This window comes from Streptomyces sp. NPDC048825 (genome assembly GCF_043198355.1).
Lineage (GTDB): Bacteria > Actinomycetota > Actinomycetes > Streptomycetales > Streptomycetaceae > Streptomyces > Streptomyces xiangluensis.
The window spans coordinates 276476-292888 of record NZ_JBICUR010000008.1 but is presented as its reverse complement, the minus strand read 5'-3'; the positions used below and the strand labels follow the sequence as shown (position 1 = coordinate 292888).

At 68.7% G+C, this 16413-nt stretch carries 15 protein-coding genes; 11 read left to right on the top strand and 4 right to left on the bottom strand.

Annotated elements, in window-relative coordinates; all coding sequences use genetic code 11:
- Window positions 1-53 precede the first annotated feature (53 nt).
- Complete coding sequence (locus ACGFNK_RS21595) at window positions 54-590, bottom strand: ATP-binding protein (protein WP_393418130.1); 537 nt, start codon at window positions 588-590, stop codon at window positions 54-56.
- Window positions 591-737: 147 nt separating this feature from the next.
- Here ACGFNK_RS21595 and ACGFNK_RS21590 point away from each other — a divergent pair, with 147 nt between their 5' ends.
- Window positions 738-1667: a helix-turn-helix domain-containing protein gene (locus tag ACGFNK_RS21590; RefSeq protein ID WP_393418264.1), complete on the top strand. Its 930-nt coding sequence runs from the start codon at window positions 738-740 to the stop codon at window positions 1665-1667.
- Window positions 1664-1879, top strand: coding sequence for a DUF397 domain-containing protein (locus tag ACGFNK_RS21585; protein ID WP_393418128.1), 216 nt, complete (start codon window positions 1664-1666; stop codon window positions 1877-1879). Before ACGFNK_RS21590 ends, ACGFNK_RS21585 begins: the two co-directional genes overlap by 4 nt.
- Before the next feature lie 90 nt (window positions 1880-1969).
- Here ACGFNK_RS21585 and ACGFNK_RS21580 read toward each other — a convergent pair whose 3' ends face one another.
- On the bottom strand, window positions 1970-2914 hold the full coding sequence (locus tag ACGFNK_RS21580; RefSeq protein WP_393418126.1) for a multicopper oxidase domain-containing protein: 945 nt from the start codon (window positions 2912-2914) through the stop codon (window positions 1970-1972).
- A gap of 213 nt (window positions 2915-3127) precedes the next feature.
- Between ACGFNK_RS21580 and ACGFNK_RS21575 the strand changes: the two genes are divergently transcribed.
- Together ACGFNK_RS21575 and ACGFNK_RS21570 are read left to right on the top strand one after the other, a co-directional pair.
- Complete coding sequence (locus ACGFNK_RS21575; protein WP_393418124.1) at window positions 3128-5617, top strand: ThuA domain-containing protein; 2490 nt, start codon at window positions 3128-3130, stop codon at window positions 5615-5617.
- Window positions 5618-5652: 35 nt separating this feature from the next.
- Window positions 5653-7857, top strand: coding sequence for an OmpL47-type beta-barrel domain-containing protein (locus ACGFNK_RS21570; RefSeq protein WP_393418262.1), 2205 nt, complete (start codon window positions 5653-5655; stop codon window positions 7855-7857).
- Here ACGFNK_RS21570 and ligD read toward each other — a convergent pair.
- The gene (ligD, locus tag ACGFNK_RS21565) at window positions 7844-8881 is read right to left on the bottom strand and encodes a non-homologous end-joining DNA ligase (protein WP_393418122.1); all 1038 of its coding nucleotides are present in this window, start codon (window positions 8879-8881) and stop codon (window positions 7844-7846) included. The genes ACGFNK_RS21570 and ligD overlap by 14 nt on opposite strands.
- Before the next feature lie 83 nt (window positions 8882-8964).
- On the opposite strand from ligD, the gene ACGFNK_RS21560 reads away from it, so the two are divergent.
- From ACGFNK_RS21560 to ACGFNK_RS21545, 4 genes are all read left to right on the top strand, one after another.
- Entirely contained in the window at window positions 8965-9597 is a 633-nt protein-coding gene (locus tag ACGFNK_RS21560) for a GNAT family N-acetyltransferase (protein WP_393418120.1), read from the top strand.
- 204 nt (window positions 9598-9801) lie between these two features.
- A complete protein-coding gene (locus ACGFNK_RS21555; RefSeq protein ID WP_393418118.1) occupies window positions 9802-10572 on the top strand; it encodes a carbonic anhydrase in 771 nt (256 codons plus the stop codon).
- A gap of 168 nt (window positions 10573-10740) precedes the next feature.
- The gene (locus ACGFNK_RS21550) at window positions 10741-11805 is read left to right on the top strand and encodes an ATP-dependent DNA ligase (protein WP_393418116.1); all 1065 of its coding nucleotides are present in this window, start codon (window positions 10741-10743) and stop codon (window positions 11803-11805) included.
- Window positions 11806-12003: 198 nt separating this feature from the next.
- A complete protein-coding gene (locus ACGFNK_RS21545) occupies window positions 12004-12918 on the top strand; it encodes a DUF3048 domain-containing protein (RefSeq protein ID WP_393418114.1) in 915 nt (304 codons plus the stop codon).
- A gap of 200 nt (window positions 12919-13118) precedes the next feature.
- On the opposite strand, the gene ACGFNK_RS21540 is transcribed toward ACGFNK_RS21545, so the two are convergent.
- Window positions 13119-13583 carry a MarR family winged helix-turn-helix transcriptional regulator gene (locus ACGFNK_RS21540; RefSeq protein WP_393418112.1) on the bottom strand — a complete coding sequence of 155 codons (465 nt, stop codon included), beginning with the start codon at window positions 13581-13583 and terminating at the stop codon, window positions 13119-13121.
- A 206-nt stretch (window positions 13584-13789) separates the two neighbouring features.
- Here ACGFNK_RS21540 and ACGFNK_RS21535 point away from each other — a divergent pair, with 206 nt between their 5' ends.
- From ACGFNK_RS21535 to ACGFNK_RS21525, 3 genes are read left to right on the top strand one after another with little or no spacing between them, the layout of a single operon-like run.
- Window positions 13790-14545 carry a CoA transferase subunit A gene (locus ACGFNK_RS21535; protein ID WP_393418110.1) on the top strand — a complete coding sequence of 252 codons (756 nt, stop codon included), beginning with the start codon at window positions 13790-13792 and terminating at the stop codon, window positions 14543-14545.
- Complete coding sequence (locus ACGFNK_RS21530; RefSeq protein WP_393418108.1) at window positions 14545-15189, top strand: CoA transferase subunit B; 645 nt, start codon at window positions 14545-14547, stop codon at window positions 15187-15189. Before ACGFNK_RS21535 ends, ACGFNK_RS21530 begins: the two co-directional genes overlap by 1 nt.
- Window positions 15186-16388 carry a thiolase family protein gene (locus tag ACGFNK_RS21525; RefSeq protein ID WP_393418106.1) on the top strand — a complete coding sequence of 401 codons (1203 nt, stop codon included), beginning with the start codon at window positions 15186-15188 and terminating at the stop codon, window positions 16386-16388. Before ACGFNK_RS21530 ends, ACGFNK_RS21525 begins: the two co-directional genes overlap by 4 nt.
- Window positions 16389-16413: the final 25 nt, after the last annotated feature.

Here is a 16413-nt window from a genome sequence, read left to right as displayed (position 1 = left end):
GCCAGTTACGGGACAGCCCTTAGCGCGCGGTCGTCTCCCTGTAGTGCGCCGTACTACTCCGACCGCTCGTTCGAGTTGTCGCGCGGCGGGACTCGCTCGGGGAGCGTGTACTCCGCCCAGACCGTCTTGCCCGGCCCGTCGGGGCGCGGGTGCCAGTCCCAGCGGGCGGCCAGGCGCGATACGAGGAGCAGGCCGCGCCCCGTCTCCTCGGTACCGGAGGTGCCCGAGACGGGGGTCGGGCGCCTCGGGAGGCGTTCCGTGCGGGTATCCGTGACCTCGACGCGTACGGTGCGGCCGTCGGCCGGGGCGTGCACGCGGAGGTGGAAGTCCCGGCCAGGAACGTGCCCATGCCGTACGGCGTTCGCGGTCAGCTCCGCGACGATCAGCACGATCTCCTCGTGGGCCTCGGTGGCGTACGGGATTCCCCAGGCGTCCAGGCGGACGGCCGTCAGGCGGCGGGCGAGTCGGGCGCCGCGCGGTGTCGAGGTGAAGCGCATCTCGAAGGTGCGGTCGTCACGCCGCTCCACGGCGGGGGCCAAGTGGGAGGTGGAGGTGGTGAGTTGGCTGGGGCCGGTGGGATTGGTCGTCATGGTCATCACGGTCCTCTTGGTGGCGTAGCGTGACCAGTGGTGACGCACCGACGCGGACCGGCTGTACGCGCGGTGTCGGTACGGGTACGAGGCGCGCGGCGTAACGGCGTTCCCTGTGGGGGCGTTGGGCCGGGGAGGAGGCGGTCGGTGACGGAGCATACGAGTACGGGCGCGGAAGCGGATGCAGATGCCCTGCAGTGCGGGGACGGCGGAGCGGTCGTAAGCCTCGGGGACGGGTGGGAGAACGACGACGCGGGTGGGCGGCGGCCGGAGGACGAGGCCGGGAAGGGCGTGGTCACCGCGTTCGGGAAGAACATGAAGACACTGCGGGTGCGGGCCAGGATGGAGCGCGCGGAGTTCGGGAGGCAGATCGGGTATTCGGCCTCAACTGTCGCGTCATATGAACAGGGGCGGAGGATTCCGTCGCCTCGGACCATCGACCGGGCGGACGAGGTGCTCGATGCGGGCGGTTTGCTGAGTGTGTGGAAGGAGGAGGTCGAGAAGGCTCAGTATCCGGCGTTCTTCCAGGGGATGGCGGCGTTGGAGAAGGCGGCCATTGAACTGCTCATGTACGACACGCTTGTGGTCAACGGCCTCCTCCAGACCGAGGAGTACATGAGGGCGCTGCTCGGCATGCGGCGTCCACCGCTGGACCCTGAGACCATCGAACAGCGGGTGATTGCGCGACTTGCCCGGCAGGACATCCTCGACCGGTTGCCCGCGTCGTTGCTCAGTTTCGTGATGGACGAGTCAGTGCTGCGGCGCCGGTACGGCGGAAAGGCCGTGCTGCGGGGGCAGTTGGAGCAACTTCTCCTGCTCGGTCAGAGGCGGAACGTCGAGATTCAGGTCATGCCGCTCGACTGCGAGGAGAGCGCAGGCGTGGACGGACCGTTCACGGTCGTCACGCGCAAGGACGGCAAGAAGTTCGTGTACGCCGAGGCACAGGGGACCAGCGCTCTCGAGACCGACCCAGAACAGGCAGCTCTCGCCGCCGCGCGCTATGGGATCATCCGATCGCAGGCTCTCAGTCCGCGAGAGTCATCGGAGCTCATCGAAGGGTTGCTGGGATCGCTATGAACAACGCTGAGTCCTCGACCGTCGCTTCCGGCCTCGCCTGGTTCAAGAGCAGCTACAGCGGAGCTGAGGGCGGCCAGTGCCTTGAAGTCGCGGCCGGTACGGCAGTTGTGCACGTCCGGGACTCCAAGGCCGTCGCCGGGCCGGTCGTCACGGTGTCGCGTGAGGCGTGGGCGGGGTTCGTCGGGGCGGCCTCGCCTGGGCGGGGCATCTGACGCTTCGTGCCATCGCGAGAGCCCTGCCGCCCTGCGAAAGGAACCGGCAGGGCTCTCGCGTAGACGTAGACAGCACCGCCACCAGCCCCCTCAGTGCTCATGCGGCTCATACCCCGGAATCGTCCCGTCCGCCTTCTTTACCAGGAACAACCCCACCATCCCCATGTCCGAGTGACTCTGGACATGGCAGTGGTACATCCACGCCCCCGCCCCGACGCCCTCCCCCGCGATCACCTGGAACCCGAACGAGTCGGCAGGTCCCGTGATCTTGTTGTCCAGCACCTGGCTCGGGTCGTCGGGGCCGGTCAGCATCCCCGTGCGGTTGTCGGCCCAGCGGTGACCGTGCATGTGGAAGGTGTGGTAGTACTCGCCGTGCGTGATCACCACGAACTCGACGCGATCGCCCACCGTCGCCTCGAAGTTGGGGCCACTGTGCGCCGGCTTGTTGTTGATCAACATGTCGTTGAAGACGATCGTGTGGGTCGCGTCCGGGAGGATGTCGCCCTTGCGACGGACGATCACCGGACCGTACAGCCCTTTGCGGATGCCGCCCGTGCCATGTTCCGTGCCGACGACATGGTCGTGGTAGTGCCAGTAGCCGGCGCTGCCCGCGCGCCAGGTGCCGTCCTTGCGGCGGCCGGGTGCGTGGGTGCGCCAGGTGTACGTACGCGTCCCGCCCGGCTCGACATCGCTCTTGTTCTGCTTCGTGCCGTCGCTGGTGATCTCGTAGTCGAGGCCGTGGACGTGCAGGCTCACTGCCACGTCCATGGTGTTCTCGAACTCGATGTGCAGGGTGTCGCCCTCGTTGAGTTCGATGAGCGGGCCGGGGATCGACGCCTTGCCCTTCTCGTAGCCGTAGCCCATCTGGCCGTCGGCGAGCTTCTCGGCGTACAGCTTGATGCGCTTGACCTCGCCGCCGGCCGGAGCGGTCTTCGCCGGCTCCGCGGCGCTGACGGACTCGGGGGCCAGAGACAACGATGTCGCGACGGCCGCGCCGCCCAGCAGCACGCGCCTGTTGAAGCCGCGTCTGTCCATGCCGAACTCCCCACCCTGGTACGGAATTTACGGAGATGAACCGCTGAGACGGTAGCCGCACCACATTCGTTTTTCCACACTCAGGACAAAGTTCGTTCCATTCCGGTCGTACCTATTGGCGAGCCGGGCAAAGAGGTCTAGCTTCCTTGGCGCTGTTGCTGTGACCGACGAGGAGTGGATGACCCCATGCGGTTCGCGTCGCATCAAGAACCCATGTACTTACGAGAGTTGACCACAAAGAGACGGGTGAAGAGACGGGCCTGGGCGGCCGTCCTGACCGCCGGGTTCGTGACCGCGGGGCTGCTCTCGGGCGGTCCCGCGAGTGCGCGCCAAGCCCCCGACCCGCCGCTGACAACGATGTCGATCAAGTCGCCGCCGGGCGGTTCCAACGTACGGGTGCTGCTCTTCCACGGCTCCGCGGCGGGCGGGGACGAGTCGCCCGTCGTCAATGCCGGGATCGAGGCGATCGAGGAGATCGGGCTGACCGGACCGGCGAACCAGCGTTTCAAGGTGACGGCCACGGACGACGCCTCCGTGTTCACCGATGAGACGAAGCTCGGCCGCTTCAACGCGGTCGTCTTCCTGACCGGCGGCGGCGACGTCCTCGACGCGGAGCAGGAGGCCGGTCTTGAGGCGTACATGGAGGCGGGCGGCGGCTTCCTCGGCGTCCATGACGCGGCCCGCGCCGAACCGTACTCGGACTGGTTCACCGGCCTGGTAGGCGCCCGCCCGGCCGCGTCGAGCCCAACTGCCGTACAGCGGGCGACCATTGAGGTGGGCGACCGGCAGCACCCGGCCACCAAGGATCTGCCGCTTCAGTGGAAGCGCCCCGACGCCTGGCTGAACTGGGTCAAGAACCCCTCCGGCGACGTGCACACCGTGGCGCGGGTGCGCGAGTCGACGTACCAGCCGGGCGACAGCAAGAACGGCGCCGACCACCCGGTGTCCTGGTGCCGCGACTACGACGGCGGACGCTCCTTCTACACCGGCATGGGCGGCACGGTCGCCTCGTACGACGAAACGGACTTCCGTACGCACCTGCGCGGGGCGCTGCTGTGGACGACGCGGCTCGTCCGTGCCGACTGCAAGGCGGCGATCAACGCCAACTACAAGGCGGAGCGGCTGACCCAGCCCAACCAGCCGGGGCAGAACGACCAGATCGGCGAGCCGCACGGGCTGGTCAACGCGCCCGACGGCCGGGTGTTCTACATCGGCCGCGGTGGCGCGGACTCCTCGCAGCCCGTCGTCACGGACTGGAACAACCCCGACATCGGCAAGGGCAAGGGCGAGATCCACGTCTATGACCCAAAGACCAAGAAGGTCACCTTGGCCGGCGCGCTGACCGTGTTCGGAAACAAGGGCGGCGGGGGTGAGCTGATCAAGGTCGAGGAGGGCCTGCTCGGCATCGAGCTGGACCCGGCGTTCCAGCAGAACGGCTGGGTGTACCTGCACTACACGCCCCACTTCCAGATCAACCGCGACACGCGGATGGCCGAGCGGCGCGTTTCCCGCTTCACGCTCGATCAGGCCACGAACAAGCTGGACCTGAGCAGCGAGAAGGTCCTGCTGAAGTGGCCGGTGCAGATCAACAGCTGCTGCCACGCGGGCGGCGGCATGGCGTGGGACTCGAAGGGCAACCTGTACATCGCCACGGGCGACAACAACTCCAGTGGCTTCAGCGACGGTTACTCGGGCAACAACCCGCAGCCCAACTACAAGGGCGTCTCCTTCGCGGACGCACGCCGCACGTCGGGCAACACCAACAACCTCAACGGCAAGATCCTGCGCATCCACCCGGAGCCGGACGGCACCTACACCCTGCCCCAGGGGAATCTCTTCACCGGCAAGGAGACCGATGAGGGCGGCGGTAAGACGCGCGGCGAGATCTATGTGATGGGTGTCAGGAACCCCGCACGCATCTCCGTCGACAAGAAGACGGACACGCTGTACGCGGGCTGGGTCGGCCCGGACGCCTCGAACCCGTCGACGACCTGGGGCCCGGCGAAGTACGACACGTTCGCCGCGATCACCAAGCCGGGCAACCACGGCTGGCCGTACTGCATGGGCAACAAGCAGCCCTACCGCGACCGCAATCTGCCGGACCCGACAAAGCCGCTGGGCTGGTACGACTGCGACGCCCCGAAGAACGAGTCGCCGAACAACGACGGCCTCGTGAACCTTCCGCCGGTCACCGGGAACACCATCTGGTACTCGCCTCAAGGTGGCGGCCCGGACTTCCCGCGTGACGCGAACGGCATCCCGTCGTACAAGGCGGAGGAGCAGAAGTTCCTGCTGCCGTGGCTGAAGGGCGGCGGTCAGGCGGCGATGAACGGACCCGTATACCGCTATGACGCGGCGTCCGCAGGTGCGGGGGCGTGGCCGTCGTACTGGGACGGCAAGTGGTTCGTCGGCGACTTCTACGACGGCGACCAGCCGCGGCACGCGGTGCTGCTCGACCCCAAGACGGCGGGCCAGGGCGGGATTCCGGTGCACGCCGAGTCCCTGAAGAAGATCATCCCCGTGGGCAATGACGGCATCAAGAACCTCATGGACTGGAAGTTCGGTCCCGACGGCACGCTGTACGCCCTCGACTACGGCCGCGGCTTCTTCACCTCGGACGCCAAGTCGGCGCTGTGGCAGGTCACTTATAAGGGCGGCGCTCCGACGCCGGCCGCCGATCAACTGGCCAGGGAGGCACAGTGACGGGCGTACGCATACGACGGCGAAGAACCGCACGCCTGTGGACGGCGCTTCTGGCGTCGCTGCTGATGGTGCTGGGGCTGACGTCCACGTCGGCTTCGGGACAGACCGACGGAGCCGGGGCCCCGTCGGCAGCCGCCGACGCTGCCGCTCAAACGCTTACGTGGACGGCCGGCAACGACATCGACAAGTACCTGTCGGCGCCGGCCACCGCGGTCGCGGGCACGACGACGATCGTCTTCGAGAACAGCACGGCGACCGGCAACACCACAGGTATGCCGCACACGTTGACCTTCGACGTGTCCGATCCGGAGTACAACAACGACGTCCCGCTCAACATCCTGGCCAATCCGAACGACGACCAGGGCGGCAAGTACACGGCCGAGGTGACGCTGACGCCCGGCCGGTACCGGTACTACTGCACCATCCCGGGCCACGGTCAGATGCAGGGCATCCTCGTGGTCACCGAGGGCACCGGCGAGGACACGACCGCGCCGGAGACCAAGGCGGACGTGACCGGTACGCAGAACGCGGACGGCGCCTACGTGGGCTCGGCGACCGTGGCGTTGAGCGCGACGGACGACGGCTCGGGCGTGGACCGGATCGAGTACGCGATCGGTGACGCGGGCGCCTGGCAGCCGTACACCACACCCCTGGTGATCGACCAGGTGGGCGACCACAAGGTCCGCTACAGAGCGGTCGACAAGGCCGGGAACGTGGCCGCCGAGAAGGCGGAGGAGTTCACGGTGGCGTCGCCGTCGACGGACGACACGACGGCTCCGGAGACGTCGGCTTCGGTGACCGGTGAGCAGAACCCGGAGGGTGCGTACCTCTCCATGGCGACCGTCACCGTGACGGCCTCCGACACCGGTTCCGGCGTCAACACCATCGAGTACGCGCTCGGCGACTCCGGTGCCTGGCAGCCGTACACGGCTCCGGTGATGGTCCACGAGGTGGGCACGCACAAGGTGCGGTACCGGGCCACGGACAAGGCGGGCAACGTGGCCGCGGAGAAGTCCGTCTCGTTCACGGTGGTCGCGCCGCCCGCCGAGGACAAGACTCCTCCGGTGACCGGCGTGAGTGTCGAGGGTACGAAGAACTCCTCCGGGGCCTACATCAACAGCGCCAAGGTGACGGTGACGGCGACGGACGAGCACCATGGTTCCGGGGTCGCCACCATCGAGTACTCGCTGGACGGCGGACCGTATCTCGCGTACACCGCGCCCGTCGTGGTCGATCGCGCGGGCGCGCACAGGGTGGCGTACCGGGCGAGCGACAAGGCGGGCAACACCTCCGATGCCCGGACCGTGAGCTTCACGGTCGCCTCGGGCGGCGGGGTGCCGGCGCCCGCCTGCGCCGAGTACGACGAGAGGCTGACCGTCATCGTCGGCACGGTCGACACCGGTGTGCCGAACCGGGTCACCAACAGCCGGTGCCGCATCAACGAGTTGATCGAGGACGAGAAGGAGTGGACGTCCCACGCGCTGTTCCTGAAGCACGTGAAGACCGTCCTGGACGGGCTCCTCAAGGAAGGCGTCATCGTCCAGCGCGAGTACAACCTGATCAACAAGGCCGCCAAGCAGTCGGGCATCGGCAAGCCGGGCCAGACCGAGGGCTACCGCACGCTCTTCGACGGCTCCACGGAGTCGTTCGCGAAGTGGCAGCAGGTCGGCGGCGGCAGGTTCGCGGTGAACGCGGACGGCTCGATGACCAGCAGCACCACGGTGGCGGGCATGGGCATGCTGTGGTTCCCGGAGCGCAAGTACGGCGACTTCTCGCTGAAGCTCCAGTGGCGTGACGACGCGCCGGGCACCGGAAACGCCAACGCGGGTGTGTTCGCCCGCTTCCCGTGGGTCCATGACCATCCGGAGGAGTCGCGTCCGGAGTGGGTCGCCATCAAGTACGGGCACGAGCTGCAGATCAACGACCGCCCGGACGGCGACATGTACAAGTCCGGCTCGGTCTACGGCTTCGACCGCGTGGGCCTGGCCGGAGCGGGCGTCACCCAGAAGGGCACCTGGAACGACTACGAGATCCGCGTGGTCGACCAGCACTACTCGGTGTACCGCAACGGCGTGCTGATCAACGAGTTCGACAACATCGGCGGCCAGGACTTCACCCCGCCCCGCTCGGACGACCCGGGCACGGACGGGCGACGGTTCGCCTCCGGCTACATCGGGCTCCAGGTGCACGGCACGACGGATGTGATCTCGTACCGGGACATCCGGATCAAGGAGTTGTAGGCCCTTCGGCAGGGCGTGGCTTCTTCGCGCGGCTCGGCTGTACCCGCTTGGGTTCCCCCGGCATCTTCGGATACTCGGGCGGGTACGGCAGGTCCGCGAGGCCGTGGTCGTGTTCGTCGCGGCGGGCCAGTTCCAGCAGGGCCTCGAGGGAGAACGCGTGATCGTCCATGTCCGCGTGCACGTCGCCGAGTTCGGCGAAGCGCGCGGGCATGGTCGTGACGTCGAAGTCCTGGGGCACGGCGACACCCACCTCCTCCCAGCGCAGGGGTGCGGACACGGGGGCCTGCGGACGGGGGCGTACGGAATAGGCGGAGGCGATGGTGCGGTCGCGAGCCGTCTGGTTGTAGTCGACGAAGATCTTCGCGCCGCGCTCCTCCTTCCACCAGGCAATGGTCACGTGGTCGGGCATCCGCCGCTCCAGTTCGCGCCCGGCGGCGATCGCGGCGCGGCGTACCTGGGCGAAGGTCCAGCGCGGCTCGATGGGCACGAAGACGTGCAGTCCCCGGCCGCCGGAGGTCTTGGGCCAGCCGCGCAGTCCGCCGAACTCGTGGAGTACGGCGCGCAGTTCGTGGGCGGCGCGGACGGCGTCGGCGTACTCCGTGCCGGGCTGCGGGTCGAGGTCGAGACGGAGTTCGTCGGGATGGTCGACATCGTCGCGGCGCACCGGCCACGGGTGAAAGGTGAGCGTGCCGAACTGCGCGGCCCACACGACGGCGCCGGCCTCGGTGGGGCACATCTCATCTGCGCTGCGGCCGCTGGGAAAGGTGATGTGGGCGGTCGGGATCCATTCGGGCATGTTCTTGGGCGCCCGCTTCTGGAAGAACGACTCGCCGGTCACGCCCTCCGGGTAGCGCTCCAGGGTGGTGGGCCGGTTGCGCAGGGCGCGCAGGATGCCGGGGCCGACAGCGACGTAGTACTCGGCGACATCGAGCTTCGTCAGGCCACGCTCCGGGAAGAAGACCTTCCCCGGGCTGGACAACCGCACGGTCCGCCCGTCCACCTCCAGCTCAACCGCTTCACCCATGCGAGCCACGGTAGGCGTGCCGGGCTTGCCTCGCATGCGGGCGGACGATTGTGGGAGCGCTCCCAATAGGGCAGGATGCTGCGGTGACTTCGTCTCCCGCCATCCGCCCATACCGCCCCGAGGACCGAGAGTCCCTCGACGACATCTGCATCCGCACCGCGCACAACGGCCAGGACAGCCGGCCCGTCTACACGAATCCCGCGATCTTTCCGGCGATCTTCGCGGCTCCGTATGTCCATCTGGAGCCGGAGCTGGCCTTCGTGCTGGACAACGGGCAGGGACAGGCGGTCGGCTACATCCTCGGCACCGCGGACACTCCCCGGTTCGCCGAAGCCTTCCGCACGAAGTGGCTGCCCTTGGTCGCGGACCGCTTTCCGGAGCCCCTTGGCCCGCAGAGCACGCCCGACGAGGCGATGGTTCGGCTGTTGCACCATCCCGAGCGGATGGTCGTCCCGGAACTCGCCGCGTATCCGGCTCATCTGCACATCGACCTGCTCCCCGAATGGCAGGGCCGCGGCCACGGACGTGCACTGATGCGGAGCTTCCTGCGGGCACTGCGGGACAGTGGCGTGCAGGCCGTCCATCTGACCATGGCGACGGCCAACACTCCGGCCAGGGCCTTCTACGACCGTCTGGGCTTCCACGAGATCGAGGTGCCGGACCCAGGGCCGGTCACCTGTCTGGGGCGCACGACGGACGAGATCGACAGGCTTTGACGGACGGCGACGGCAGCCATCCGTTACCCGGGCTCCATGGCGCGCGGACGGGTCCCGCAGGACAACATGGCCGGCAGCGATCACCTTGGTTGTCACAAGGCCCGACAAGGATCCGGGATGGATTCACCCAAGGTTGGTCCATGGGGCGTCAAGAACCGTTCAGGTGAACGATCTTCGGCCAGATTCAGACTTACGTTCCTCCCTGTGAATTCTGACATCTCACCCCACAGAGCTGTCGGCCTCGCGTCGACCGCATCCGCCGGCAGGGTCACTCCCGCCCGGCGCTCTCTGCTCCGCGCCGCGCTGACGAGCACCGCTGTCCTCGGTGCCGGTTTCGCCGCCGGCGCCCCCTCCGCCGCCGCCACTCCCACCGGCAGCGCCCGCCCCCGGCCGACCACAGCGCAGGAAGCCCTGCGGGAACTGGCGGCGGGCAACCTCCGCTGGCGCACGTACCGCGAACGACACCCCGACGAGTCGCCGACCGTCCGGCTGGCGCTGACGTCGGGTCAGCACCCCTTCGCCGTCGTGCTCGGATGCATCGACTCCCGCGTACCGCCGGAGCTGGTTTTCGACCAGGGCCTCGGCGACCTGATGACGGTGCGCTCGGCGGGCGAGGTCCTGGACGAGGCCGTGCTCGGCAGCGTCGCGTACGGGGTGCTCGAACTGGGCATACCGCTGGTCATGGTGCTCGGGCACCAGTCGTGCGGCGCCGTGAAGGCGGCGGTCCAGGCGGACGAGTCCGGCGAGGAACTGCCCGCCCACATCCAGTACCTGGCCGATCAGATCAGCCCGGCCATCGACCACAGCAAGGAGGGCGACGCCCGCATCGACGCGACGATCGATGCCAACGTCGGACTCGTCCGCTCCCGGCTCGCGGCGGAGCCCGATCTCGCCGCCAAGGTGGCCACGGGTGACCTGGCCATAGTCGGCGCGCGATACGAACTGACCAGCCAGCTCGTCCACCGGACTTCCTGAGCACACGGCGGGCCCCGGTACTGCTCGGAACGGAGAGCAGGACCGGGGCCCGCCGCCCCGGATCAGCCCTCGCTCACGTCCGACTTCTCGGCACCACTCCCCTGACCTGGCCTTTACGGGCCTGGCACTCAACGAGCGGGCGCCCAGGACGGCTCCTAGAGTCAGAGCATGGATCTGCCTGTGATGCCACCCGTGAAGCCGATGCTCGCCAAGCCGGTGGCGGCGATTCCGCCCGGCATGCACTACGAGGCGAAGTGGGACGGGTTCCGGGCGATCGTGTTCCGAGACGGTGACGAGGTGGAGTTCGGCAGCCGTACCGGTAAGCCACTGACCAGGTATTTTCCCGAGCTGGTGGAGGCGGTCCGGGAGCGGGTGCCCGAGCGGTGCGTGCTGGACGGGGAGATCGTGATCGCGCGGGAGGGGAGGCTGGAATTCGACGCGCTCACGGAACGGATCCACCCGGCAGAGTCACGGGTGCGGCTGCTCGCCGAGCGGACGCCGGCCTCGTTCGTGGCCTTCGATCTTCTCGCCCTCGACGACGAGTCGCTGGTGGACGTACCCCTGGGCGACCGACGGGAGCTGCTGGAGAGGAAGTTGGCCAACGTCACGGCTCCCGTCCATGTGGCGCCGGCAACCACCGACATCGAGGTGGCGCAACGGTGGTTCGAGCAGTACGAAGGCGCCGGCCTCGACGGGGTGATCGCCAAGCCGCTCACACTGCGCTACCGGCAGGACGAGCGCCTGATGTTCAAGGTCAAGCACGAGCGCACGGCGGACGTGGTCGTCGCGGGCTACCGGCTCCACAAGAGCGGGCCCGTCGTGGGTTCGCTGCTGCTCGGGCTGTACGACGCCCAAGGCGCCCTGCAGCACGTGGGGGTGAGCGCCGCGTTCTCCATGAAGCGTCGCGAGGAGCTGGTCGGGGAGCTGGAGCCACTGCGTATGGGGTCGGCCGTGGGGCATCCATGGGCGGCCTGGGCGGAGGAGGCGGCGCACGAAACGGCACGGCTGCCGGGTGCGCCCAGCCGCTGGTCGGGCAAGAAGGACCTGTCCTGGGTGCCGCTCAGGCCGGAGCGTGTGTGCGAGGTGGCGTACGACCACATGGAGAACGGTCAGCGCTTCCGGCACACGGCCCGCTTCCGCCGCTGGCGCCCCGACCGGACACCCGAGAGCTGCACGTACGCCCAGCTGGAGGAGCCGGTGCGCTACAACCTCGCGGAGATCCTGGGGCCGTAGGACTGAGCCGTACGACTGGCAAGACCGCCCTCCCCTGTTCCCCGTTACCCGCACGGCCGAGTGAACCGCCTTCGACCTTGGCCTATTGGGTAGGACCTGATTGAATCCCAAATCAGAAAAGCGGCGAAACGGGGCACAGTGGACACCGAAGGTACGAGGCGGACGGGGCTGAGGGGCCGCACGAGGCGCACCCGCCCTGTGGCAGCGCTACTGGCCGCCCTGTTGGCAGGCTCCGTCATGGCGGGCTGCACACCGGAAGAGACCGACGACGGCCGCGCGCCCGGCGACGGCACTCCGGGCGCCGGTTCCGTACTCGCCGTGAAGATCGACAACGCGAGCCGTGCCCGGCCGCACACGGGCATCGACGCGGCGGACATCGTGTACGCCGAGCAGGTGGAGGGCGGTCTCAGCCGGCTGATGGCGGTGTACGCGACCAAGTTCCCGAAGGCGATCGGGCCGGTGCGCAGCGCGCGCGAGTCCGACCTGGAGCTGCTGCGCCAGTTCGACGAGCCGACGCTCGCCTTCTCGGGCGCGCAGGGCAAGTTGCTGCCGCTGATCGACAAGGCCCCGCTGCACGCGGCGCCGCCGGAGAAGAACTCGAAGGCGTACTACCGGGGCACCGACAAACCCGCTCCGCACAACCTGTATCTGCGCCCCGAGCGGCTGCTGAAGTCCGCCCCCGGTGCCGACGCCCTGACCACCGGCTTCGAGTACGGTGCGCTGCCCGCGGGCGGCAAGGCCGAGACCTCGCACACCGTGCGCTTCCCTGCGGCCCGCTTCACCTTCACCTGGTCCGAGAACCGGGACCGCTGGCTGGTGTCGATGGACGGCAGGCCGAGCGCGACGACCGACGGCCCGCAGATGGCTGCCGCGACGGTGGTCGTGCAGTACGTGAAGATCCGCAAGTCCCAGTTCAAGGACTTCCTGGGCAACAACACGCCGTACACGGAGACCGTGGGCTCGGGCACGGCGAAGGTCCTGCGCGACGGCCGCGCCTTCGACGCCGACTGGAAGCGTCCGTCGGCCGAGGACGGTACGCAGTTCACGACCCAGGACGGCGAGCCGCTGCCGTTCGCTCGCGGCCAGGTATGGGTCGTGTACGCGAAGGCGTGACGTGGGGCGTGTGGGGGTTTCTTTCCCCAAGCCCGCCCCTTCCCGAAACTGGGGGCTGCGCCCCCAGGCCCCCAACGGGGGTGGTGGGTGACCTCGTGTCTCCGCTGCGGGCTCGTCGTGGCTTGTCGCGCAGTTCCCCGCGCCCCTAAAAGCAAAAGCCTGCGCCTCCACTGGCGCGAGCAACCCCACCGAACCCGCAGCTAGCGAACCGCACCCAGCGGCTCCCCCGGATTGCGCAGGCCCTCCGCCGCATCCGAGACGCGCTGCAGCAGTTCGAAGAACACGGCCTGCTCCTCCGCGGACAAGGGCGCCAGGAACACCTGGTTCATCCGAGCCGTCCGCACCGTCAGCTTGCGATGCGTACGCGCCCCCTCGTCCGTGAGGCGGAGCAGGAAGCGGCGGCCGTCCTGCGGGTCGCGGACCTTGTCGAGGAGGCCGCGGCGGCCGAGCCGGCTGATCACCTCGGCGATCGTGGACCGGTCCAGGCCCACCCGCTCCCCCACGCTCCGCTGATCCAGCCCCGGTTCGGCGACAAGTGCGTTCAGCACCGCGAACTGCGGCGAGGTGATCTCCTCGGAGACCATCGTGTTCCACAGCAGGTAGTGCGCCTGCTGCAGCCGCCGGGCCAGATGCCCGGGGTGGGTGGTGAGGTCCACCGCCGCCATGTGCGCTCCTCGGGTTCGTCGGTGCACTGAACAATACCGCTCGCCGCATACCATTGTCTGCACGGAGAGACCCACGCCTCACCAGCCAGGATGTATGAACTCTTGACGACCGAACCCACGGATGGCAGCGTGAGGGCAACCTCGCAGAAATAGTCAGTGCCCTGAGCAATAGAGCGCTGACCGCTCGAAGAGATGGGGCTTCACGGATGGACAAGGTGGTGGCCACAGCCGCCGAGGCGGTGGCCGATGTGCCGGACGGCGCATCGCTCGCGGTGGGTGGTTTCGGGCTGAGCGGTGTGCCGAACGTGCTGATCCAGGCTCTGTACGAGCGTGAGGCCTCCGGTCTTAGCGTGGTCTCCAACAACTGCGGGGCGATGGAGTCGGGGCTCGCTACGCTCCTCGCGGCGGGCCGCATCGCCCGCGTCACCGGGTCGTACATCGGGGCGAACAAGGAGTTCGCCCGGCAGTACCTGGCCGGTGAGCTGGAGGTCGAGATGATCCCGCAGGGCACGCTGGCCGAGCGGCTGCGGGCCGGCGGCGCCGGCATCCCCGCCTTCTACACCCCGGCCGGCGTCGGCACCCAGGTCGCCGACGGCGGACTGCCCTGGCGGTACGACGGTGAGGGCGGCGTCGCGCTCGCCTCGCCGCCGAAGGAGGTGCGGGAGTTCGACGGCACGGAGTACGTGCTGGAGCACGGCATCCGCACCGACTTCGCCCTCGTCCGGGCCGCGAAGGGCGACCGGTACGGGAACCTGGTCTTCAACAAGTCGTCCCGCAACTTCAACCCGCTCGCCGCGATGGCGGGCCGGGTGACGATCGCCGAGGTCGAGGAACTCGTGGAGCCCGGCGAGATCGACCCGGACGCGGTGCATCTGCCGGGGATCTTCGTCCAGCGGTTGATCGCTCTGACCCCCGAGCAGGCGGCAGACAAGAAGATCGAGCAGCGGACGGTGAGTGCCTGATGGCCTGGACGCGTGAAGAGATGGCCGCCCGCGCCGCCAGCGAGCTGGAGGACGGCCAGTACGTGAACCTCGGCATCGGACTGCCGACGCTGATCCCCAACTACCTTCCGCCCGGCGTCGAGGTGATCCTGGAGTCCGAGAACGGCATCCTCGGCACCGGCCCGTACCCGACCGAGGACCAGGTCGACCCGGACCTGATCAACGCCGGCAAGGAGACCGTCACGGTCCTGCCCGGCGCCTCGTACTTCGACTCCTCTCTCTCCTTCGGGATGATCCGCGGCGGCCATATCGATGTCGCCGTACTCGGCGCCATGCAGGTGTCCGCCGGCGGGGACCTCGCCAACTGGGCCATCCCCGGCAAGCTGATCACCGGGATCGGCGGCGCCATGGATCTGGTGCACGGCGCCCGCAAGGTGATCGTCGTGATGACGCACACCGCGAAGGACGGCTCGCCGAAGATCCTTCAGGACTGCGCGCTGCCGCTGACCGGCAAGGCGTGCGTCAACCGGATCATCACGGATCTGGGCGTGCTGGACGTGACGGACGAGGGCCTGGTGCTGGTGGAAACGGCGCCGGGTGTCGAGACCGAGGAGATCGTCGCGAAGACCGCCGCGAAGGTTCGCACTCCGGAGGAGTTCGTATGAGGGACGTCTATATCGTCGATGCCGTCCGCACCCCGTTCGGCAGGTACAACGGCTCACTGGCAGGCGTACGTCCGGACGACCTCGGCGCGCACGCCATCCGCGAACTCCTCGCCCGTACGCCCGACTTGGATCCGTCCCGGATCGAGGACGTGTACTTCGGCAACGCGAACGGTGCGGGCGAGGAGAACCGCAACGTGGGCCGTATGGCCGCCCTCCTCGCGGGCCTGCCCACGTCCGTGCCGGGCGTGACCGTCAACCGGCTGTGCGCCTCCGGGCTCGAGGCCGTCATCCAGGCCGCGCGGGCCATCGCGCTCGGCGACGCCTCCATCGCCCTGGCCGGCGGTGTCGAGTCGATGACCCGCGCTCCGTACGTGCTGCCGAAGAGCGACAAGCCCTTCCCGGTCGGGCACACCGAGCTGTACTCGACGACGCTCGGCTGGCGCATGGTCAACCCGAAGATGGACCCGCAGTGGACCGTCCCGCTGGGCGAGAGCGCGGAGCTGATCGCCGAGAAGCACAAGATCGGCCGGGAGCAGCACGACGAGTTCGCGCTCGCCTCCCACCAGAAGGCCGCTCAGGCCCAGGCGGATGGCTTGTTCGACGCCGAGCTCGCCCCCGTGTCGATCCCGCAGCGCAAGGGCGACCCGGTCGTCTTCGGCGCCGACGAATGCGTACGGCCGGATGCGTCCCTGTCCGCCATGGCCAAGCTCAAGCCGTCGTTCCGCAAGGAGAACGGGACCGTGACGGCGGGCAACGCGTCGCCGCTCAACGATGGTGCCGCGGCTCTGCTGCTCGTAGACGAGGAGGGCCTGCGGGCCACCGGTCGCGAGCCGCTCGCCCGGGTCTCCGCGTCCGGTGTCTCCGCGATCGACCCGCATTACTTCGGGCTCGCCCCCGTCGAGGCGGTCAATCGCGCACTCGCCAAGGCGGGCAAGGGATTTGACGAGCTGTCGACTCTCGAACTCAACGAGGCTTTCGCCGCCCAGGTCCTCGGTTGCGTCGCCGAGTGGCCCGAGTTCGACCCGGCGGTCCTCAACCCGCAGGGCGGTGCGATCGCCCTCGGCCACCCGCTGGGCGCCTCCGGTGCGCGGCTCGCCGGGAGCGTCGCCCACCAACTCGCCCGCAAGGGCTCGGGAGTCGGCGTGGCCACCCTCTGTATCGGCGTCGGCCAGGGGCTGGCCCTCGTCCTCGAACGTTAAGACCTTCCCAGGACCCGCAGGAATC